At 62.5% G+C, this 18,954-nt stretch carries 22 protein-coding genes; 15 read left to right on the forward strand and 7 right to left on the reverse strand.

Annotated elements, in window-relative coordinates; all coding sequences use genetic code 11:
- Positions 1–167: 167 nt before the first annotated feature.
- Together ACZ881_RS16860 and ACZ881_RS16865 are read left to right on the forward strand one after the other, a co-directional pair.
- Positions 168–2,210 carry a beta-galactosidase gene (locus tag ACZ881_RS16860; protein ID WP_476117181.1) on the forward strand — a complete coding sequence of 681 codons (2,043 nt, stop codon included), beginning with the start codon at positions 168–170 and terminating at the stop codon, positions 2,208–2,210.
- A gap of 199 nt (positions 2,211–2,409) precedes the next feature.
- Entirely contained in the window at positions 2,410–3,072 is a 663-nt protein-coding gene (locus ACZ881_RS16865; RefSeq protein WP_476117183.1) for a hypothetical protein, read from the forward strand.
- Here ACZ881_RS16865 and ACZ881_RS16870 read toward each other — a convergent pair.
- Positions 3,069–3,734, reverse strand: a complete 666-nt coding sequence (locus ACZ881_RS16870; protein WP_476117184.1) for an alpha/beta fold hydrolase — start codon at positions 3,732–3,734, stop codon at positions 3,069–3,071. The genes ACZ881_RS16865 and ACZ881_RS16870 overlap by 4 nt on opposite strands.
- Before the next feature lie 166 nt (positions 3,735–3,900).
- Here ACZ881_RS16870 and ACZ881_RS16875 point away from each other — a divergent pair, with 166 nt between their 5' ends.
- The 3 genes from ACZ881_RS16875 to ACZ881_RS16885 are packed head-to-tail and all read left to right on the forward strand — an operon-like array spanning position 3,901 to position 7,131.
- Complete coding sequence (locus ACZ881_RS16875) at positions 3,901–4,266, forward strand: metal-sensitive transcriptional regulator (RefSeq protein WP_014923270.1); 366 nt, start codon at positions 3,901–3,903, stop codon at positions 4,264–4,266.
- A gap of 49 nt (positions 4,267–4,315) precedes the next feature.
- Positions 4,316–4,549: a heavy-metal-associated domain-containing protein gene (locus ACZ881_RS16880; RefSeq protein ID WP_043471595.1), complete on the forward strand. Its 234-nt coding sequence runs from the start codon at positions 4,316–4,318 to the stop codon at positions 4,547–4,549.
- 8 nt (positions 4,550–4,557) lie between these two features.
- Positions 4,558–7,131 (forward strand): heavy metal translocating P-type ATPase, encoded by a 2,574-nt coding sequence (locus tag ACZ881_RS16885; RefSeq protein ID WP_476117187.1) that lies wholly within the window; start codon positions 4,558–4,560, stop codon positions 7,129–7,131.
- A gap of 29 nt (positions 7,132–7,160) precedes the next feature.
- Here ACZ881_RS16885 and ACZ881_RS16890 read toward each other — a convergent pair whose 3' ends face one another.
- Positions 7,161–7,433 (reverse strand): DUF2277 domain-containing protein, encoded by a 273-nt coding sequence (locus ACZ881_RS16890; protein WP_011776687.1) that lies wholly within the window; start codon positions 7,431–7,433, stop codon positions 7,161–7,163.
- A gap of 157 nt (positions 7,434–7,590) precedes the next feature.
- On the opposite strand from ACZ881_RS16890, the gene ACZ881_RS16895 reads away from it, so the two are divergent.
- A complete protein-coding gene (locus ACZ881_RS16895; RefSeq protein WP_011776688.1) occupies positions 7,591–7,854 on the forward strand; it encodes a WXG100 family type VII secretion target in 264 nt (87 codons plus the stop codon).
- A 128-nt stretch (positions 7,855–7,982) separates the two neighbouring features.
- Here the strand turns inward: ACZ881_RS16895 and ACZ881_RS16900 are convergent, their stop codons facing one another.
- Complete coding sequence (locus ACZ881_RS16900; RefSeq protein ID WP_476117190.1) at positions 7,983–9,023, reverse strand: EamA family transporter; 1,041 nt, start codon at positions 9,021–9,023, stop codon at positions 7,983–7,985.
- A 71-nt stretch (positions 9,024–9,094) separates the two neighbouring features.
- Here ACZ881_RS16900 and ACZ881_RS16905 point away from each other — a divergent pair, with 71 nt between their 5' ends.
- Together ACZ881_RS16905 and ACZ881_RS16910 are read left to right on the forward strand one after the other, a co-directional pair.
- Positions 9,095–9,643 (forward strand): CGNR zinc finger domain-containing protein, encoded by a 549-nt coding sequence (locus ACZ881_RS16905; protein ID WP_476117192.1) that lies wholly within the window; start codon positions 9,095–9,097, stop codon positions 9,641–9,643.
- 178 nt (positions 9,644–9,821) lie between these two features.
- Positions 9,822–11,327 carry a SpaH/EbpB family LPXTG-anchored major pilin gene (locus ACZ881_RS16910; RefSeq protein ID WP_476117194.1) on the forward strand — a complete coding sequence of 502 codons (1,506 nt, stop codon included), beginning with the start codon at positions 9,822–9,824 and terminating at the stop codon, positions 11,325–11,327.
- Between the two features lie 57 nt (positions 11,328–11,384).
- Here ACZ881_RS16910 and ACZ881_RS16915 read toward each other — a convergent pair whose 3' ends face one another.
- The 3 genes from ACZ881_RS16915 to ACZ881_RS16925 all read right to left on the reverse strand — a co-directional run bounded on the left by ACZ881_RS16915 (position 11,385) and on the right by ACZ881_RS16925 (position 13,732).
- Positions 11,385–11,729, reverse strand: a complete 345-nt coding sequence (locus ACZ881_RS16915; RefSeq protein WP_091464094.1) for a hypothetical protein — start codon at positions 11,727–11,729, stop codon at positions 11,385–11,387.
- A 68-nt stretch (positions 11,730–11,797) separates the two neighbouring features.
- On the reverse strand, positions 11,798–12,382 hold the full coding sequence (locus ACZ881_RS16920; protein ID WP_476117196.1) for a DUF308 domain-containing protein: 585 nt from the start codon (positions 12,380–12,382) through the stop codon (positions 11,798–11,800).
- A gap of 9 nt (positions 12,383–12,391) precedes the next feature.
- On the reverse strand, positions 12,392–13,732 hold the full coding sequence (locus ACZ881_RS16925; RefSeq protein WP_476117198.1) for an MATE family efflux transporter: 1,341 nt from the start codon (positions 13,730–13,732) through the stop codon (positions 12,392–12,394).
- 41 nt (positions 13,733–13,773) lie between these two features.
- Between ACZ881_RS16925 and ACZ881_RS16930 the strand changes: the two genes are divergently transcribed.
- The 5 genes from ACZ881_RS16930 to ACZ881_RS16950 all read left to right on the forward strand — a co-directional run bounded on the left by ACZ881_RS16930 (position 13,774) and on the right by ACZ881_RS16950 (position 16,982).
- Positions 13,774–14,352, forward strand: coding sequence for an antibiotic biosynthesis monooxygenase (locus ACZ881_RS16930; RefSeq protein WP_364308541.1), 579 nt, complete (start codon positions 13,774–13,776; stop codon positions 14,350–14,352).
- Between the two features lie 77 nt (positions 14,353–14,429).
- Entirely contained in the window at positions 14,430–14,864 is a 435-nt protein-coding gene (locus ACZ881_RS16935; protein WP_178994563.1) for a DoxX family protein, read from the forward strand.
- Between the two features lie 202 nt (positions 14,865–15,066).
- Positions 15,067–15,399 (forward strand): PEP-utilizing enzyme, encoded by a 333-nt coding sequence (locus tag ACZ881_RS16940; protein WP_476117200.1) that lies wholly within the window; start codon positions 15,067–15,069, stop codon positions 15,397–15,399.
- A complete protein-coding gene (locus ACZ881_RS16945) occupies positions 15,396–15,959 on the forward strand; it encodes a hypothetical protein (RefSeq protein ID WP_476117202.1) in 564 nt (187 codons plus the stop codon). Before ACZ881_RS16940 ends, ACZ881_RS16945 begins: the two co-directional genes overlap by 4 nt.
- Before the next feature lie 48 nt (positions 15,960–16,007).
- Positions 16,008–16,982 carry an acyl-CoA thioesterase gene (locus tag ACZ881_RS16950; RefSeq protein ID WP_091464110.1) on the forward strand — a complete coding sequence of 325 codons (975 nt, stop codon included), beginning with the start codon at positions 16,008–16,010 and terminating at the stop codon, positions 16,980–16,982.
- A 37-nt stretch (positions 16,983–17,019) separates the two neighbouring features.
- Here ACZ881_RS16950 and ACZ881_RS16955 read toward each other — a convergent pair whose 3' ends face one another.
- Positions 17,020–17,757 carry a VOC family protein gene (locus ACZ881_RS16955; RefSeq protein WP_476117204.1) on the reverse strand — a complete coding sequence of 246 codons (738 nt, stop codon included), beginning with the start codon at positions 17,755–17,757 and terminating at the stop codon, positions 17,020–17,022.
- A 49-nt stretch (positions 17,758–17,806) separates the two neighbouring features.
- Here ACZ881_RS16955 and ACZ881_RS16960 point away from each other — a divergent pair, with 49 nt between their 5' ends.
- Together ACZ881_RS16960 and ACZ881_RS16965 are read left to right on the forward strand one after the other, a co-directional pair.
- A complete protein-coding gene (locus ACZ881_RS16960) occupies positions 17,807–18,265 on the forward strand; it encodes a DUF1304 family protein (RefSeq protein ID WP_476117206.1) in 459 nt (152 codons plus the stop codon).
- A gap of 106 nt (positions 18,266–18,371) precedes the next feature.
- Positions 18,372–18,929 carry a P-loop nucleotide/nucleoside kinase family protein gene (locus ACZ881_RS16965; protein ID WP_476117208.1) on the forward strand — a complete coding sequence of 186 codons (558 nt, stop codon included), beginning with the start codon at positions 18,372–18,374 and terminating at the stop codon, positions 18,927–18,929.
- The last annotated feature ends 25 nt before the right edge of the window (positions 18,930–18,954 follow it).

Here is an 18,954-nt window from a genome sequence, read left to right on the forward strand (position 1 = left end):
GGTGCTGTCTGGGATTCATCGCTCATCCGAGCGGAAGTCGGTATGACTGTGAGCGGTTCCAGTTAGTCACAGCCGCGTGATCCATGTCAACACTCAATTTGACCTAGGCAGCGTAACTATTGCTGTGATAATACTGGGAGCGCACACAGTTCTAAGGAGATCATTCGATGACAGACGTCCTGCAGGCCCCCGCCACCCAACGCGCACCCGCGCCTTGGGTACAGCGACCGGCCGGCCTTTGCTATGGCGGGGACTACAACCCCGAGCAATGGCCCCGCGAGGTCTGGGTGGAAGACATCGCGCTGATGAAGGAGGCCGGGATCAACCTGGTCAGCATCGGCATCTTCTCCTGGGTGTTGCTCGAACCGCGCGAAGGTGAATACGACTTCGAATGGCTTGATGCCTTGATGGACCTGCTCGCCGATGCCGGCATCAGTGTGGACCTCGGAACACCTACCGCGGCACCACCTGCCTGGTTCTGGAAGAAGTACCCCCAAGCGTGTCCCGTGACCCGCGAGGGCGTCACTCTGGGCAACGGATCGCGTGGTATGGTCAGCCCCAGCTCGCCGGAATACCGACGGGCCGCCACCAACATCACGGAGCAGCTCGCACGCCGCTACGGCACCCACCCCGCGCTGGTTCTTTGGCATGTCCACAATGAATACGGCGCTCCGGTCAGTGAGTCCTACGACCGGAATTCCGTGGTGGCGTTCCGCGACTGGCTTCGATCACGCTATGGCACCCTGGACGCCCTTAACCAGGCCTGGGGCACCCTCTTCTGGGGCCAGAAGTACGGCGAATGGGACGAGATCGACGCACCCAGGCTTTCGGCCAGCGTCAGCAACCAAGCCCAGCGGCTCGACTTCCGGCGGTTCACCTCGGACGCCATGCTGCAGTGTTTCATTGCCGAACGCGACGTCATCAAGAAGTACACGCCCCACCTTCCGGTGACCACTAATTTCATGGCAACAAACTGCCTTTCTGCTGACTACTGGGCATGGGCCAAGGAGGTGGACATCGTGGCCAACGACCACTATCTGGTTGCCCAGCGCACCGACAACCACGTTCTGCTCTCCATGGACGCCGACCTCACGCGGTCCTTGGCAGGCAACCGCCCTTGGATGCTGATGGAACACTCCACGGGCGCCGTGAACTGGCAGGGCCGGAACATCGCCAAGCGACCCGGCGAGCTGGCCCGCAACAGCCTGTCACACCTGGCACGCGGGGCCGATGCCATCATGTTCTTCCAGTTCCGGGCCTCCCGCTACGGCGCGGAAAAGTTTCACTCCGCAATGCTCCCCCACGCCGGCACCGGCACGCGCATCTGGCGGGAGGTCCTGGACTTGGGTGACGACCTCAGGAAGCTCGCCCCGGTGAAGGGCTCAACCGTACAGTCGCGGGTGGCCATCCTCTGGGATGTGGAGTCGTTCTGGGCGCAGGATCTGGAATGGCGGCCCAGCAGCGACCTTGACCATCGCGAACGGATCGAGTCCTTCTACTCCGTCCTCTGGAACCACGGCATCAGCGTGGACTTCGCCCACCCCGAGGCCGACCTCTCCGGGTACGACCTGGTTCTCGCCCCGGCCCTCTATCTGGTGGGCGACAAGGCAGCGGCGAACATCAGCCGCTATGTCCACGCCGGCGGGCATCTGATGGTGTCCTATTTCTCCGGCATCGTGGACGTCAACGACACCGTTCCCGCAGGTGCCTCCCCGGGCGGCCTCCGCGACGTTCTCGGCTTGGAGATCCACGAATTCCTGCCCTTGCGCGAGGACGAGATCATCACACTGGGCAACGGCGCCACCGGCACAGTGTGGTCCGAGGAAATCCATCCCGTCACTGCCAGCGTGTTGAGCCGCTACACGTCCGGTCCCGCGGCCTCCGGCCCGGCCATCACCCGGAACGAGTTCGGCAACGGCACCGCTTGGTACGTTTCCACAAAGCTCGACGGCGGCCACCTCGCCGACGTTGTACTGGACGCAGTGGGGGCTGCAGGAATTGAGCTTGGAGTTCAACCGGTCGCCGGGCTGGAGGTAGCTTCACGCGGCGCCGAGGAAGGCACGTTCACCTTCCTCATCAACCACACGGACGCCGACGCCGAATACCCCGCTACCGGGCTCAACCTGCTCTCCGGTGAGAAGGTCAGCGGAACCGCGCACGTTCCCGCCGGTACCATCTGCGTCGTCCACACCCCGGCGGACCAGCACTGACCCACTGAACCAGGCTGCCGTTGAAACCAGACCGCCGGCCCGGACCGACTACGGTTCGGGCTGGCAACCCACCGCCCCCCGGGCTGAACAGGTCAGCCAACCACCCGCCGTCGTGCTGGCACCCGCGGCCACTGCCTGTGCCTTGAAGCGCCCGTGATAGATTCGACAGGCGAAAAAACGCAAACAAAGGTGGTTGACCATGGGCGACGCGAGGACATCCCGGCCGCGGTATTTCAAGGCTGTTGCTGCATCGCTGTTGCTGGTGACCGTATCCGGCGGACTCTCGGCATGCCGGGAGGAAAAGAGACCCGCACCTCCTTATCCGGCCGTTGAATGGCAAGGAACTGCGCCGAGCGGGCCCATAGAGGCTGACCCGTGGGTCATGGCGGCCCGCAAATCCCTCGAGGCGCAGGCTGTGGCACAGAATATTACGGACTTCACCCTGCCCGAGCTGGTGGAGACCACTGGCCTGGAAGTCCGCGTCCGCATTTCCAGGCCTCCGTTGAACGACATCGCACAGAAACGTCGCCCGGACATCCGCCCGGGACCTGATCCTTTCCTCCCTCTGAAGGTCCAGCCGGGCCCGGTTCCCGGCACTGCCGAGGTGCACGGTTGCTTGGTGCGTTGGGCATCCGAAACTGGTGACGTGCCGGATGAACTGAGTGCCTCCGGCGTGATGTTCCGGATGGAACAACTCCAGGGAGGGCAGCAACGGATCAGCAGCGTCGTTACACTTCCGGATCTGGACTGCAGTGCCGCCGCACCGCCCCTTGCATTTTTCGTGCCTGCTCCCCAGCCGTCGGATGTCACCGACGCAAAGGACGTTGTCCGGGCAAAGCGAACCGACATCGATCCTGCCTAACCGGTTCCTCGGCGTTCCCTGGCGGTCCGTTCAGCAAAATCGGTGAGGACTGCCGCCACAGCGTCCGGATGGCTCAGGGTAACGTAGTGGCCCCCTGGGATCTCGACGGGTTCAATTCCAAGCCGCTGTTGTACCTGTCTCCTCATGAAGGGCGCTGGGAAAAACTGGTCATCCCGGCACAAAATCGCCAAGGTGGGAACTTCGGGATGACGGCCGGGCCACGGCCCTGACATCCAAGCGCCTTGCTGGTCCCGTTCCCTCTCGGTGGCTTCACGAGCCAACTCAGCAGGCACAAGATTGAAGAAAGCGTCATCGGGGATCGTCTCCCGGTCATGCCCGGTGTTGATCCACCAGTCGCCAAAGGTCTCGCCCGGCATCGGAATCATGGCTGAGAGATACACCAGGCCGTCGGAGTGGAGTTCGTCGCACACCAACGGTGCCGTGAAGCCACCCAGCGAGTGCCCCACCACGATGGTGTGCTCAGCATCGCCAACTGCTTGCGTCACCGCGTAGGTATAGTCCTCAAGTCCGGCGTCGTTGTCTTCGATGGGCAGGTCAACTGCCACGACGCCATGGCCGGATGCTTCAAGCAGCGGGCTGACCAGATGCCAGTCCCATGCGGTGGAACCACCACCGTGAATCAGTACGAAAACCGCCATCATTCCCCGTTTCAATTCAGGACGTGGGTGCTGTCACCTGTGAATCCGGGTGAGGAACTCATCGTAGCCACGGGCACTCGGCTTGGCACGCGCGTGATCCACCCCGAGCGACACCCATACCCCCTGGGGGTACTTGACGGGATACCCGCCATGGGTATACTTTCGACTTATGAGCACGCCAGACCTGAGCATGAGCCATCCGGATGCACCCATCATCGAGGTGGATCTGGAGCACGCCGCACCCCACGGGTACACCAGCAACAAGGATGCCTACCTCAAACGCTTGAAACGGATTGAAGGGCAAGTCCGAGGTATCGCGCGGATGGTGGAGGATGACAAGTACTGCATCGACATCCTCACCCAGGTAGCAGCTGCCACTAAGGCCCTCCATGCAGTCAGTCTGGGACTCGTAGAGGAGCACATCGGCCACTGCGTCGTGGGTGCCGCCTCCGAGCCCAACCCCGAAGCCCGCGCCGAACAGATCGACGCCAAAGTAAAGGAGGCCACCGATGCCATCGGGCGCCTGCTGCGGTAATTCCGCCAACAACCACCACACCATTCAACTCATCACCAAGGAGAGCGCCATGAGCCAGACCATCCAGACCAACGTCAACGTTTCGGGCATGACCTGCGGCCACTGCGTCTCCAGTGTCAGCGAAGAAATTGAGTCACTCAGCGGCGTCGAAAACGTGGCCGTGGACCTCAACCCAGGTGGCCTGTCCACTGTGACCATCACATCAACCAAGGAGCTCTCGCCGTCTGAAATCGGCGAGGCCGTGGCAGAAGCCGGCTACCTGGTGGTAGCCAACGAAGCTTAGGAGTCCTCTTGAGTAGCCAGGAGACTTTCAACCAACCCGCACACAGGGTCATCGAGCTGGACATCGAGGGCATGACCTGCGCCTCGTGCGTCAATCGAGTGGAACGAAAACTGGGCAAGCTCGAGGGCGTGGAGGCCAGCGTCAACCTGCCCCTCGAATCAGCCCACGTCACCGTCCCGGCAACCGTGACAGATCAGCAGATTGTAGACACCGTCAACGCGACGGGATACAAAGCCACCGTCCGCCAAGCCCCCGCGCCGCACACCCGCAAGCCCCACTCCCCCGAACCCCAAACCAACCACGAACACACCAATGACCTTCAGGCTCACGAGGGCCACGGACACGCTCCTACTAAAAAACCCCATGAGCATGGCGACGCTGTACTGGAGCCGGAAACCGCCCCGCGCGGCGCCGCCGGTGACATGCGGCAGCATGCGTCTAAGGTGGGCCCACGCGAGCAGGGTTCCCTGGCCGAGCTTGCGAGGTTAGGGAGCTCGTGGGGTGGCACGACCGAGCATGCAGAGCATGGCACCAGTGGCGCCGCGCACGGCACCGGCGACGCCGGGACAGACGACCACGGACACACAGATCACATGGCTCACGGTCCGGCAGCATCAACCCTGCGCCCACGCCTGATCGTCGCAGCACTGCTAACCATTCCGGTGTTCGCGATCTCGATGATCCCGGCCCTGCAGTTCGCCAACTGGGGATGGGTTGTGGGCGCGATGGCCCTACCGGTGGTGAGCTGGGCGGCCTGGCCCTTCCACAGGGCAGCCGCCATCAATGCCCGGCACTTCGCCTCCACCATGGACACGCTCGTTTCCCTTGGCGTCATCGCTGCTTACCTCTACTCGGCCTGGCAACTCTTTGTGGATCCACGCATGACTGAACACCCCGGCATGGAAAACATGTCCGGGGGCGGCCTGTACTTCGAGGTTGCTGCAGTGGTCACAACGTTCCTGCTTCTGGGCCGCTACCTTGAAGCGAACGCGAAGGCCAAAGCCGGCAACGCGCTCAAGGCGCTGCTCAACCTGGGTGCCAAGGATGCAACGATCCTCGTGGAGGGCGTGGAGCAGAAGATTCCTGCCGATCAACTCCTCGTAGATGACGTCATTGTTGTCCGCCCGGGGGAGAAAATTGCCACTGACGGCGTAGTCACGGACGGTGCTTCCGCCGTCGACGCCTCACTGGTCACCGGCGAATCGGTGCCGGTGGAGGTTGGACCGGGCAGCCTGGTGACGGGCGCTACGATCAACACCTCCGGTCGCCTGCTGGTCCGGGCCACCCGCGTGGGCTCCGACACGACGCTCGCTCAGATGGGGCGCTTGGTCAGCCAGGCACAGACGGGCAAGGCACCCATTGCGAGGCTCGCGGACAGGATCAGCTCCGTCTTCGTTCCGATCGTGCTGGTGATTGCCGTGCTCACGTTTATCCTTTGGCTGTTTATCTCGGGCGACCTCAACGCGGCCTTCACGGCAGCCGTTGCCGTGCTGGTGATCGCCTGCCCCTGCGCCTTGGGCCTGGCAACTCCCGTCGGGCTGCTGACAGGGACGGGCCGCGGAGCTCAACTGGGCATCCTCATCAAAGGCCCCCAGGTTCTTGAGGACACCCGCCATGTGGACACCATCCTGCTGGACAAGACGGGCACCGTCACCAGCGGCAAGCTCGCTGTGGACCACACTGTGGGCCTCAACGGCTACGCCCCGGCCGCCGTCCTAACACTGGCGGGAGCTGTTGAATCGGCCTCTGAGCATCCGATCGCCCACGCGATTGCTGCCGCGGCAAAGGATGCCATGTCCGACGCCGGCACCCTGCCTGGTGTTGCCGGTTTCAGTTCCGCTCCCGGCGGCGGCGTGAGGGGAACCGTTGCAGTAGACGGCGCCTCAAGGACTTTGGTTGTCGGACGCTCGGGCTGGCTCGAGGAGAACGGCATCGCGCTCGATTCAAGCCAACGGGAAGCCTTGGCGTCAGAAGAAAACGGCGGCGCTACAGCTATCTGGGTTGCAGTGGACGGTCAGGCTGCAGGAATCGTCAGCCTGAGGGACACCATCAAGCCCGGTTCCGCAGCGGCGATACAAAAATTGAAGGACATGGGAATCCGCCCCATCCTCCTGACCGGCGATAACGCTGCAGTAGCCGCCCAAGTGGCTGCCGCCGTCGGGATTTCACCGGACGACGTGTTCGCCGGCGTACTGCCGGAGGGGAAAGTTGAGGCGGTCAGGAAGCTCCAAGCGTCCGGCGCCACGGTGGCCATGGCAGGTGATGGCGTCAACGACGCCGCGGCTTTGGCGCAGTCGGACCTTGGTATCGCGATGGGTTCGGGAACGGACGTTGCCATCGAAGCTTCTGACCTGACCGTGATGGGCAGTGATCTGGGTCAGCTGGTGCAGGCAATTGAGCTGTCCCGCAAGACACTGTCCACCATCAAGACCAACCTGTTCTGGGCGTTCTTCTACAACGCGATCGGCATCCCGGTGGCAGCACTTGGATTCCTGAACCCGATGATCGCCGGCGCAGCCATGGCAGCCAGCTCCGTGCTGGTAGTTGCGAACTCGCTGAGGCTGCGCTCGTTCGGGAAGTAGACCCAACTGACTGGCAGTTGTGGCCTGGGCTACGCGGTTCCGAAGCGGACCGCAGCCCGGGCCTTCGCTTTCGCAGCTTCCTCGTCTCGGTTCTTCGCTGGGCCGTGGCTCACCAAGGAGTCCAAGAGATGCTGCGTAATGTGCGCGATCTCGTGGACTGCCTCCGCGAAGGCTTCCTCGTTGGCTTTGGAGGGCTTGGTGGATCCGCTGATTTTGCGCACATATTGCAGGGCAGCGGCCTCCACTTCGGCGCTCGTAGCGTGCGGTTCGAAGTTATGCAGGGTCCTGATATTGCGGCACATAACCCCATGCTAACTATGGGCAGTGCTACATGGGGAGGGGTGCCCATCGACGGTTTTTGGATTCCCGGGATAGGTTTTAGTTATTGGATCTTCCGGATGAGCCGGAGGCCGTTGGGGATGCCGAAGAGCTCGGGTCCGAAAAATGAAGGAGAATCTCATGGCTATTTGGGGTGCAGATGTTGATCAGCTTCGTCAGCTCGGTAACAAGCTGAAGGCCGGTGCTGAGAACATCGAGCAGCAGCGTTCACAGCTCAAGGGCGCACTTGACGGCACCGACTGGAAGGGCCCGGACGCTGACAAGTTCCGCGGCGAGTGGGACAGCCAGCACGCTTCCAACCTGAAGAAGGTTGCCGACGCACTTCGCGAAGCCGGCGATCGCGCTCAGAAGAACGCTGAGCAGCAGCAGCAGGCTTCCAACTAAGACAGTTGGGAAAACCCCGGACGCATCAGCGTCCGGGGTTTCGCTGTTAAGGGCATGGCTCCCGGTGTTGTTCGCCCGTACCACCGTTGTATGGCAGGGACTTCGAATAAACCCGGGAGTTCCGTGGCTTAGCTGCGGGGCGCCTTGGTGACATGTCCGGAGGGGACGGGTTCCACGTCGTTCGGGTGATCAAGAACGCGGGCCGCTTCTTGGGCAGTAACGGCCGCCCTGCGATCTCCCCGCAGCTCATCGACCCGGACCAGGACCACGCCGCCCACAATGAGGAGGCCGCCCAGCAGCTGAATGGGGCCGGGGAGTTCCCCCAGGAGCAGCCATGCCCAGATCACGGCGAACAGCACTTCGGTGAGAGACACGAAGGACGCTACCTTCGAGCCCAGGCTGCGGGCAGCCATGATGCCGGAAACGTACGCGAGCACTGTGGCCAGGATGATGAGTCCGACGACGGAAACCCACCATGGAGTGGTCCACGGCCCCAACGTTGTGTCCTCGACACTGAAAGTCATGGGCAGCAGTCCCAGCAACCCGACGAGCCACATGACCAGCGCGCCCACTAAGAGACCCCCGGAAGCGAGCACCAGCGGAGGGAGGCTGTCATTCTCCTTGGCTGTGATGAAGAAGTAGATCACCAGGCAGACGGCGGCGGCCATACCCCAAAGGACACCAATGAAGTCCACCTTCACGGCACCTGTCAGATCAAGCACCAGGACCAGTCCGCCCAGGGACAACAGGGCGCCGGAAGCAGTGAGCGCACGGGGCCGCCGTCGGCTGGCGATCCAGAGCCAGAGGACAATCATCACCGGAGCCAGATACTCAAGCAGCAGCGCGACGCCCACGGACAATCGGGCCACGGCATTGAAGTAAAAGAGCTGGCACCCCGCAACTCCGATGAGTCCGAACAGCAGGATGGTGAGCCAGTTGTCCTTGAGTTGATGCCACCGGCCGCGGAGAACCACGACGGCGGGGATCACCAATATCAGTGCAGCACCAGTGAGGCGCACGGCAACAGCGGCGCCGGGTGACCAGCCGGTTTCAAGCATCGACTTGGCAAACGAGCCGGACGTGCCGAAAACGGCGGAAGAAAAGAGTGCGATGCCGAGTCCTGATGCCAGGAAACTCTTTGCATCAGCCTTCGTCGTTGGAGCTGACACAGCAGCCTCCTGTCAGGAGTAAAGTGGGCTTATGGTCATGACAGTACTCTCGAAACATGTAAGGAGTCAAAGTGCTTTTTGCGCCTGACACCGAGGTAGCCCTTCGTAGCGTCGTCAATCTGATCAATACGGCCGCCAACGGCGCGGAATCGCTGGTCACAATGGAAGACCTCGATTCCTTCCTGGAAGCTGAAGAGTTCACCGGATCACGGGTGAACACCCCTGCGGAACTGAGCAGCATCAAGCGCCTCCGGAGCGAACTGGCGGCTCTTTGGAGCGCTGACGAGGACACGGCAGCCAAGTCCGTCAACAAACTGCTTGCCGATGCAAAGGCACTCCCGCAACTGGTGAAACACGACCACTGGGACTGGCACCTCCACGCCACCACCCCGGAAGCACCGCTGGCAGTCCGAATGAGAACCGAAGCTGCCATGGCCATCATCGACGTCATCCGCAGCAAGGAAATGGACCGCATGCGCGTGTGCGCGGCGGACGACTGCGACGCCGTCGTGCTGGACCTCAGCCGCAACCGCTCCAAGCTCTACTGCGATACAGGGAACTGCGCTAACCGCGCCCACGTTGCTGCGTATCGCGCGCGGAAGGCCGCCGAGGGCGAGTGATAAAGGCCGGCGCGCCGCTTACTCTGGCGGCAACGTCGCACGCTCAATCCCAGTGTGACTAGATTCACGCCTCGTTTTGCATCACGAATCCCGTATTGACGTCACCTATCCCTAAGCAAGGACATTCGGGCAACCCTCGACGAGGGCGGCCCGCCAGCGCGTCAGGGATAGGAATTCCATGCGGAAAAAGTTCGAGCGTACACGCACCGTCACCACAGCGATTGCCGGAGCGGTCTTGGCAATGTCTTTCTCCGTTGCCCCGGCGTCTGCCGCCCCCGTGGTTGACGCGGGCCAGACGGGTTCCATTACTATCCACAAATTTGAGAAACCACCGCGACCCCCGATCAATGGCGGCGGGAACAACTTTGGGGCCGGGGACGCTGTCGCCATGGCAGCACCCGACACTTCCGGGTTGACGCCGTTGGGTGGCATCGAGTTCACGATTCAGCAGGTCAACACCATTGACCTGTCGACCAACGCCGGTTGGGACGCAGCGCATAACCTGAGCAGTGTCTTCGCCCCCGCCGATCCGGAAGGTTCCATCACCGGCGCCGGGTACACCTTGGGTGCGGGGCAGGCTCAGACCACCGCCGCTGACGGCACCGCAGCGTTCGCCAACCTTCCCGTGGGCCTGTACCTGGTCACCGAGACCAACTACCCCGCCGGTGTTACTCCTGCAGCTCCGTTCCTGGTATCGGTTCCGTTGACCGACCCGGACAACCAGGACAACTGGATCTACGACGTTCACGTCTACCCGAAGAACTCCATTGCCGGTGCAGAAAAGACCGTCACGGATGCCCCCGACGTGAAGCTGGGCGACCAGATCGACTTCACCATCACAGGTGACATCCCCAACGAAGCCGTCATCGATGGTTACAAGATCGTGGACGCACTCGATCCCAAGTTGAGCTACGTCGGCGCCACCGCCACCCTGGTCGATGGCACCGTCATCACCGAAGGCACCCACTACAACGTCGTCTTCGACGCCGCGACGAACACGGTCTCCATCGTCTTCACGGAGGCCGGCCGTGACGTTCTTGCCGCACGCAACGCCACCCGCGTTCAGGTCGTTGTTAGCACCACGGTCAACACCATCGGTGAAATCGAAAACGAAGCTCTCGTTTACCCGAACCTTTCCAGCTTCACCATCACCCCGGGCCAGCCCGGCGGCCCGATCGTGACGCCTCCGGTCGTGACCAAGTGGGGCGAAATGACCCTGCAGAAGGTCAACGAGAACGGCACAGCCCTTGCCGGCGCTTCCTTCTCGGTCTACACCAACGAAGCCGACGCCCTTGCCGGCACCAACCCGGTCGCACTGAACGGCCAAAGCGTCTTCACCGTCGCCGCCGACGGCACCCTGACCATCTCCGGTCTGCGCTACTCGGACTGGGCAGATGGCGCAGCTGTTGCACCGGGCTCGGCTGACTACCGCACCTACTACCTGGTCGAGACCACCGCCCCGGCAGGATACGAACTGCTCGCCGAGCCGATTTCCTTCCTGATCAACTCCGCCAGCACCACAGTCGGTGTTGACCTGAGCGTCAAGAACATCCCGTCCAACGGCGGTTTCGAACTGCCCCTCACCGGTGGCGTCGGAACCGGCCTGCTCTACGCAGCCGGAGCACTCCTGGTCGTCGGCGCAGGACTCCTGTTCGTACGGAACCGTCGCAACACCAGGAACTAGTCGGCATCCGTCCGCTCGAGGCCAGCTCTACGGAAGTGGAGCGTTGAACCCTGGAGGTCAGTGGCCGGCGTCGGGCGTTTCAGTCTCAGAATCCGGGGCACCCGGGCCGCCGTGGCCGGGCCGCTTGGAGCTGAGGTTGACGCCGGAGCCTTTGCCGAGGTGGTCAGCATTCTCCTTGTGGCTCATGGACAGCATGGCCGCCACAACGAGGCTCACGATGAATGCGATGCCGGCTCCCGTGAAGGCGAGGTCGAAACGTGGCGCGCGTGCGCTGCCGCCGGAGGCGAAAATGAGCACGGCAACGAAGGCCAGTACTGCGAAGAACGCGGAGAACATGAGGGGTCCCTTGACCGAGGTCCGCATCTTGCGCGGTTCTCCTGGTGTCTGGTCTGCCACGGTCATTCCTCCAATGATGGCGGTTCGTATCCGCCGGTCAGCAAAAGTTCTACAAAGAGTAGAACGTCCAGCTACTAGTTTACGGCCTCGGGCGAAGCGCCGGGCGCAGCGGTTCGGGAAGGGCCGCCGGCCCCGGACTTGGCATCGTGCCTCAGCGTCAACCCTGAGAGGATCCACAGCACGCCGGAAATGATGGCCCCACCACCGGCCACGCCCAGCAGCGCATGTGCGCCCAGCGAAGTGAAGAACGGCAGCATCACAGCAGTGCCCACGGCGATAACGCCCGAAATGAGCCAATCACGCGCCAACTCGTCCCGCTTCCGGAGACCGTGGACGAACTCAAGGAGGCCCAGCACCAGCAGTGCAAACATGGCCGAGAGGGCAACACCCGCGTCAGACTGCGTGACCAACGCGCCGATGCCTCCGAGCGCAACAACCAGCGGAACCGCCACAGGCAAAGCCCGGGACATCCACACAGCACCTGCAGTCGCGAGCAAATACAGCCCCACAGCCCACGCCAGGACGTGCACGGACGGCGAAGCCCAGAAGATGGTGACCGCGCCGAACAGCAGTGCAACCGTGGCACGGATCAGCACGGGTTTCCAGAGTACGTCCGCGGGAGCAGAAGGAGTCTGGGCAGGAATCGCTGGGAGAGTCACCCGTCCAGTTTAGTGCGAACCCAGCACCATCCACCGATCGGTCCGCGCGCGCAGCCCCAAAGTCACACCTCGGGCCAGCATGTAGCCCAGCGCAAACGCGGCCCACAACCACAGCAGCCCCGCCTCGCCGTCGGGCCTTGTCTGGTGGATTGCCACCAGCAACGGCAAGTAGACCACCAAATTTACGACGCCGGCAATCGCCAGGTAGCGTGCGTCGCCTGCACCGATAAGGACACCGTCCAGGACGAAGACATAACCGGCGAGTGGCTGTCCCACGGCGAGGACCCAGAGCGCGATGGTCAGGGCTGATCGGACACCGGAGTCGGACGTGAAGAGGTAGCCGGCCCACGGGGCCACGATCGCCAGGAGAACGCCGGTGATCACGCCGAATCCGAGGCCCCAGCGAATCATAGTGCGGGTCAATTCACGGGCGCGTTGGGCGTTCCGGGCGCCAAGTTCCTTGCCGATCAGGGCTTGCGCGGCAATCGCCAGCGCATCCAGGGCAAAGGCAAGGAAAGAGAAGATGGTCATGGCCAACTGGTGCGCGGCCAGATTTACGGCACCCTGCGCAGTCACCACCAAAACAGTCGCAAGGATGGCGAGGCGGAGGCTCAGCGTACGCAGCATGAGCCACGAACCCACCTTGGTCATGGCCCGGATACCGTGCCAGTCGGGCTTCAAGGACACCCCGTGTTGCCGCGCATTCCGGCTGACCATTACCAAGTACACGGCAGCCATGGCCCACTGCGCGATGCTTGTGCCGATGGCGGAACCCGCCACGGACATGTTCAACCCATAGACGAAGAACAGGTTGAGGACGATGTTCACGGCAAAGCCCCCGGTTGCCACAACAAGCGGCGTCCGGGTGTCCTGGAGCCCCCGAAGGACACCCGTGCCGGCGAAGATGAGGAGCATGGCGGCCAAGCCAGGCATGGACCATCGCAGATAGTCGACGGCGAATTGCTGGACGTCTCCGGTAGCCCCCATGAAGCCAACCAACGGTTCGGCCGCTACAAAACCAACCACAGCGAGCGCCAGCCCAAGCAGCAGAGCCAGCCAGACGCCGTCGCGCCCTGCTGCCAAAGCCTTCCCCAACTTACCGTCGCCAATCGCTCGGGCGACCGCCGGCGTCGTCGAATATGCCAGGAAGACCATCAGCCCCACGGCGGTGTGCAGGATGGTGGACGCGAGTCCCACACCGGCAAGCTGGTCGACGCCCAGGTGCCCCACAATGGCCGAGTCAGCCAGCAGGAACAGTGGCTCGGCGATGAGCGCACCGAAGGCCGGGACGGCCAGCCGCAGGATCTCGCGGGCGTTGGAGCGGGCGGGGGCAGTTGTGGTTTGGGGCACTAAACAAGCCTAGTCCGCCGCGGGCCGGGTACATTTGGGCCGTGTCACATGAGCATCCCGTCACCGTTTCCGTCGCCCGCACTATCCTTCCCGGCTATACCCGGCAGGCCAATGCCTGGGCCCACGCCGGACAGGAACTCGCCCGCGAATGGCCTGGATATCTGGGATCCGGATGGGTACGCAATGGGGTGAATTCCACTGAATGGCACATGCTTTACCGCTTCGCAGACGCCGATTCGCTGCAGGAGTGGGAGGACTCCGAGGAGCGTCGCTGGTGGATCGATAGTGCCAGGGACATGATGGAGACCACCCGGGTGGAGCGCCACACGGGGATCGAAGGATGGTTCTCCCGGCCCGGAGACGTTTCGGTGGTTGTGCCCGAGACAGTTGTGCCGCCCCGCTGGAAGCAGGCCATCAGCATCTTCCTGCCGTTCTTCCCGCTCAGCCTGTTGGCCAATTTCCTGTTGCACCCGTTGACTCAGGACTGGCCGCTGGTGTTCGCGGTGCTGCTGAACATCGTGATCCTGACCCCGCTGATGACCTACATCTTCCTGCCGATCACTACCCGACTGCTGCAGCCTTGGCTTCAGGCGAAGCCGCGCAGCAGACGCCGGACGTAAGCCCGGTAGCTGGGATTTAGGTCATAAAGAGCCATATTTGGTTGACACTTCAAGTTTCCTCGGGAATGGTTGAAGGTATGAACAAGTCCAGCTTGACCACCACAGCCCTGACCATCCTGCGCGTCATCGCGGGATTTCTCTTCGCCGCGCACGGTTGGCAGAAGTTCAACGAATTCACTATCGCCGGAACCCAGGCCTCCTTCACGCAGATGGGAGTCCCGGCCGCATCGGCAGTAGCACCGATCGTCGCAACCCTCGAACTCGTGGGTGGCATTGCCCTGATCATCGGCCTCCTGACCCGCGTCTTCGCAGCCTTGCTGGCCGTCAACATGCTCGGCGCGCTGTTCCTGGTGCACGCGCCGGCCGGGGTTTTCGTCGGCAACGGCGGATACGAGCTTGTACTGCTCTTCGCAGGCGCAGCTCTGGCCCTGGCACTGGCGGGTGCGGGCAGGCTTTCTGCCGACGCCGCACTGTTCGGCCGTTCGGGATCGAAACTCCGCGTCCTCGCGTAGCGCCCCACCACCCCCCGACGCTCTCGCGGATAACAAGCCCTTCAGCCGATGGCTCTCTCACTTCCTTCAAGAAAGTGAGAGAGCATCGGTCTTTAAGGGCCGGGATGTGAGAGAGCGTGCAGGACTGCGGCGCCTCAGCCAGCTCGGCTGCCGCTTCAGTAATTGGTGCCGGGGCAGGGTTATCTGTAGTAGAAATAGCCTGATGACGACCATCCTCACCGGCGTCGGCGCCAGCACTGGTACAGCCCGCGGCACTGCCCGGCTTATTCACGGCCCCGACGAGTTCACGCGCTTCCAGTCCGGGGATGTTTTGGTCTGCCGTACCACCGACCCCGCGTGGACGCCTCTGTTCGGAATGGCATCGGCGGTGGTCACGGAAACCGGTGGAATGTTGTCGCACGCCGCGATCGTTGCACGGGAGTTCGGGATCCCTGCCGTACTGGGTGTACGGGATGCGCTGCACCTTCTCGCCGACGGCGGCCCCCTGGCCATTGACGGGTCCCAGGGAACAATCACCCTGATGGATACCGAATGACACTCCTCACCCTGCATGCGGTCCGCCTCCTCGGTTTCGCTGAGACCCAGGCGGTAGCGGCTCGATTCTCGCAAGACCCCGATTTGGTGGAGTCGCAGCTCATCGACGCCGGCGTGAACGGCTTTGTTTCGCACAGCACCTTCGCGGGGGCCAGCGGCTGGTCGCTGTCGAGTCTCGGGAGAATTGAGAACGAGCGGCTGCTGGCCGATGAACTGGACCACGCCGGTGCACGAGACGCGGTGTTGGCGGTGCACGACAATTTCGCCGAGGTCAACACCGGCGTCGTGGGCGCGTGCAGTGCCATCCAGTTGCAATCTCCGGCGGATGAAGGCGCCGTGGACGTCCTGATAGGCGCCTTGGCGTCCTGGCGTCTACTCGAACCACAGCTGAGCGTTTTGCTGCCTCGGTTCGAGGGCTACTCCGGGCGCCTGTTGGGAGCACTCAAGCACGCTGTCCAGGACACAGCCTGGCTGACAGCTACCGACCGGGATTCCTTCCACCGGGTTTGGTTCGAACTCCATGAGGACCTGATTGCCACCCTCGGCATTCAGCGCGGGTAGTCGGACTTAGTCACGTAACAGAAACCTGGCGACAGTAAGATTCCAAGCATGAGCGATGACGCCGCCAATTCAGTGACTCTCCGTTTCCTCGCTGCTCCCATGGACGTAGGCCACAGCGGGTCAGTCGACGCCGGCACCGTCCTTGAGTGGGTGGATAAGGCCGCGTACGCAGCAGCAGTTGGCTGGTCTAAGTCGTACTGCGTCACGGCGTACGTGGGCAACATCCACTTCACGGATCCCGTGAACAGCGGCGACATGGTGGAAGTGACCTCCACCATCGTCTACACCGGCCGCTCCTCGATGCACATCCACACGGTGGTCAGCTCCCGCGATCCCAAGGGCGGGCCGGAGACAATGCATAGCCAGTGCATGGTGATTTTCGTAGCGGTGGGACCCGACGGCAAGCCAATTCCTGTCCCCCAGTTTGAGCCGTCCACGCCCCAAGAGGTCGAGCAGCGCGACCACGCCTTGGCCCGCATCGAGGTCCGCGAGCAGATCGTCAACGCGATGAACGCCCAGGACTACACCGACGCCGGAACCGCCGAGCGTGTTGTGCTGCGGTTTATGGCGTCCCCCACTGACGTCAACTGGGGCGGCAAGGTCCACGGTGGCATCGTGATGAAGTGGATCGACGAAGCAGCGTACGTTTGCGCCTCCCGATACTGCGGCAAGGACACCGTGGCTGTGTTCTCCGGGGGCGTCCGTTTCTACCGGCCCCTGCTGATTGGCCACGTCGTCGAGGTAGAGGCGCGTCTCGTCTACACCGGCGCCAAGGGCATGCACATTGCGGTCCACGTACGCTCCGGCGATCCCAAGACCCGCGAAATGAACCTGACCACGTACTGCCTCACGGTGATGGTGGCGCGCGACGAAACAGGGACTGCTGTACCGATTCCTTCCTGGGTTCCAGTATCCGAGGAGGACAAGAAGCTGCACGCCCACGCCCGTGAACTCTTGGAAATCCGTGGGCGGGCACCGGGAAACCGGCTCCCGGATCACCTGTTGAAGGCATCAGGCAGCTAACAGCCGCTTGGTGCGGACGTGGTTACGAGCCATGTTGTCAGCCCGGCGTCAGGACGCAGAACTCGTTGCCTTCGGGGTCTGTGAGGCAACGCCACGGCACATCGCCCTGGCCGATGTCGATGTTAGCCGCGCCCAGTGTATGTAGCCGGACCACTTCAGCGTCTTGATCATCACCGGGGTACGGCATCAGGTCGAGGTGGATACGGTTCGGCAGCGTGTCGGGGTCTGACGTGCGCAGCAACTCCAGATATGGCCCGACCCCCTCGGACGAACGCAGCCTCGCATGGTCATCGTTCACTTCGTGCAGAGTCCAATCCATCGCCTCACTCCAGAAGTCGGCCATGGCCCGCGGATCGGTGCAGTTGACCACCACAGTGGCGATGGGTCCTGTGTCCTGGTAGATCGGCCGGGGTTCCAGAACGCAAAACAGGTTCCCCTCGGGATCCGCCAAGACCGTCCAGGGCACATCTCCCTGGCCTACATCGGCCGGTGTAGCGCCGAGCTCTTTGAGCCGCGCCACCAGCTCCTTTTGATGAGCTGCGGAAGTGGTAGCGAGATCGAGGTGCGCGCGATATTTCACCGTCTCCGGATCCGGAACTGTCACAACGTCAACGCAGACAGCTGAGGGGTCCGGCCATGTGAAACCCAGGGGTTCAACGTTGGTCACACCGGGTCCCTCACTGGAAACACTCCACCCGAGGGCTTCCGCCCAAAACTGCCCGAGAGCTGAGTTATCCCGTGCTTTGAAATTCACCTGAACAAGTCTCAACGCCATGACGACTTACCCTATACCCAGACCCGCAACGACGTGCCGAGTGCACCTCTTGAAGGCGTTGCACCTGCGGCGTATTCTCCACGAACAGGCATTTGGGTGTTCTGGCTTCCGCCTGGAGGACGCGCTCATGAATCTACTGAGTCAGGTTTTGGCCGGCGCTACGGCTCTGGCACTGATCAGCGTCGGCCTGATGGAGATCTTCCGGCACGGTGATCAGCGTCTGCACCGGATATTTCTGATCGAACCTGATGATGTCCGCGCCGTTCGCATGTGGGCAATGAACGTTGGCGCCTACAACGTAACCTTCGGGGTCGGCACGGCCGTGGGATTGTGGATGGTGAACTCCGGTAACCCAGCCAGCGGGGCAGCTATCGTCCTTTTTTGCTGTGCGAGCCACGTTTTTTTGGGTTTCTGGCTGTGGGTTACGGAAAAGCGCCTGCTGCTCAGCGCTTTAGGGCAGGCACTCTTCCCAGGCCTTGCCGTGATTTTCTACCTGTTGCTCGGCTGAACCAGCCCAGCCGTACCAGCCAGTCGAAACCGAACGCCCAGCCCTCGGGTTGGCCTAGAGTGTCAGGCATGTTTATCACCATGCGCTTCAAGCGACAGGACACTCGATGGCTGAACTGATCCTGCTGAACGGCCCGCCCGGAATCGGAAAATCGACCCTCGCCGGAATGTACGCGGATGGCCATCCCGGTGTCCTCAACCTGGACGTCGATAAGGTTCGCTGCATGATCGGAGGCTGGGAGGAGGACTTCCAAGCTGCCGGGAACCTGGTGCGTCCCATAGCGCTCAGCATGGCCACTACGCATCTGACGGCTGGGCACACCGTGATCATGCCGCAGTATCTCGACTCCGGAGATGAAGTGTTGTTGTTCCGTAGTGTTGCGGAAGAGGCGGGCGCCGGGTTTAGGGAAATCGTCCTGATGGACAGCCGCGAGGCCTCAGTTGCAAGGTTCTACGCACGCGCGGACGGCCACGATCCCTGGCACGCCCGCGTAACCGCCATTGTGGAACAAGGTGGAGGTTCGCGCCTGTTGGAGTCGATGTATGAGGACCTCACCATCGGCCTTGATGCCCGTTCAACTGCCACCACAATTACCAGCCGTAGAGGTGAAATTGAGGAGACCTACGAGAGCCTGGCGGAGGCCCTGGATCTGGCCGCTCAATAGGGAAACCAAAGAGGGCTCTACCGGC

The sequence above is a fragment of the Paenarthrobacter sp. TE3676 genome (assembly GCF_056279165.1).

Bases quoted from the DNA above. Each gene is read 5' to 3' on its own strand.
- ACZ881_RS16860 (WP_476117181.1), top strand. From the start codon at position 168: ATGACAGACGTCCTGCAGGCCCCCGCCACCCAACGCGCACCCGCGCCT.
- ACZ881_RS16865 (WP_476117183.1), top strand. From the start codon at position 2,410: ATGGGCGACGCGAGGACATCCCGGCCGCGGTATTTCAAGGCTGTTGCT.
- ACZ881_RS16870 (WP_476117184.1), bottom strand. From the start codon at position 3,734: ATGATGGCGGTTTTCGTACTGATTCACGGTGGTGGTTCCACCGCATGG.
- ACZ881_RS16875 (WP_014923270.1), top strand. From the start codon at position 3,901: ATGAGCACGCCAGACCTGAGCATGAGCCATCCGGATGCACCCATCATC.
- ACZ881_RS16880 (WP_043471595.1), top strand. From the start codon at position 4,316: ATGAGCCAGACCATCCAGACCAACGTCAACGTTTCGGGCATGACCTGC.
- ACZ881_RS16890 (WP_011776687.1), bottom strand. From the start codon at position 7,433: ATGTGCCGCAATATCAGGACCCTGCATAACTTCGAACCGCACGCTACG.
- ACZ881_RS16895 (WP_011776688.1), top strand. From the start codon at position 7,591: ATGGCTATTTGGGGTGCAGATGTTGATCAGCTTCGTCAGCTCGGTAAC.
- ACZ881_RS16910 (WP_476117194.1), top strand. From the start codon at position 9,822: ATGCGGAAAAAGTTCGAGCGTACACGCACCGTCACCACAGCGATTGCC.
- ACZ881_RS16915 (WP_091464094.1), bottom strand. From the start codon at position 11,729: ATGACCGTGGCAGACCAGACACCAGGAGAACCGCGCAAGATGCGGACC.
- ACZ881_RS16935 (WP_178994563.1), top strand. From the start codon at position 14,430: ATGAACAAGTCCAGCTTGACCACCACAGCCCTGACCATCCTGCGCGTC.
- ACZ881_RS16940 (WP_476117200.1), top strand. From the start codon at position 15,067: ATGACGACCATCCTCACCGGCGTCGGCGCCAGCACTGGTACAGCCCGC.
- ACZ881_RS16945 (WP_476117202.1), top strand. From the start codon at position 15,396: ATGACACTCCTCACCCTGCATGCGGTCCGCCTCCTCGGTTTCGCTGAG.
- ACZ881_RS16950 (WP_091464110.1), top strand. From the start codon at position 16,008: ATGAGCGATGACGCCGCCAATTCAGTGACTCTCCGTTTCCTCGCTGCT.
- ACZ881_RS16955 (WP_476117204.1), bottom strand. From the start codon at position 17,757: ATGGCGTTGAGACTTGTTCAGGTGAATTTCAAAGCACGGGATAACTCA.
- ACZ881_RS16965 (WP_476117208.1), top strand. From the start codon at position 18,372: ATGGCTGAACTGATCCTGCTGAACGGCCCGCCCGGAATCGGAAAATCG.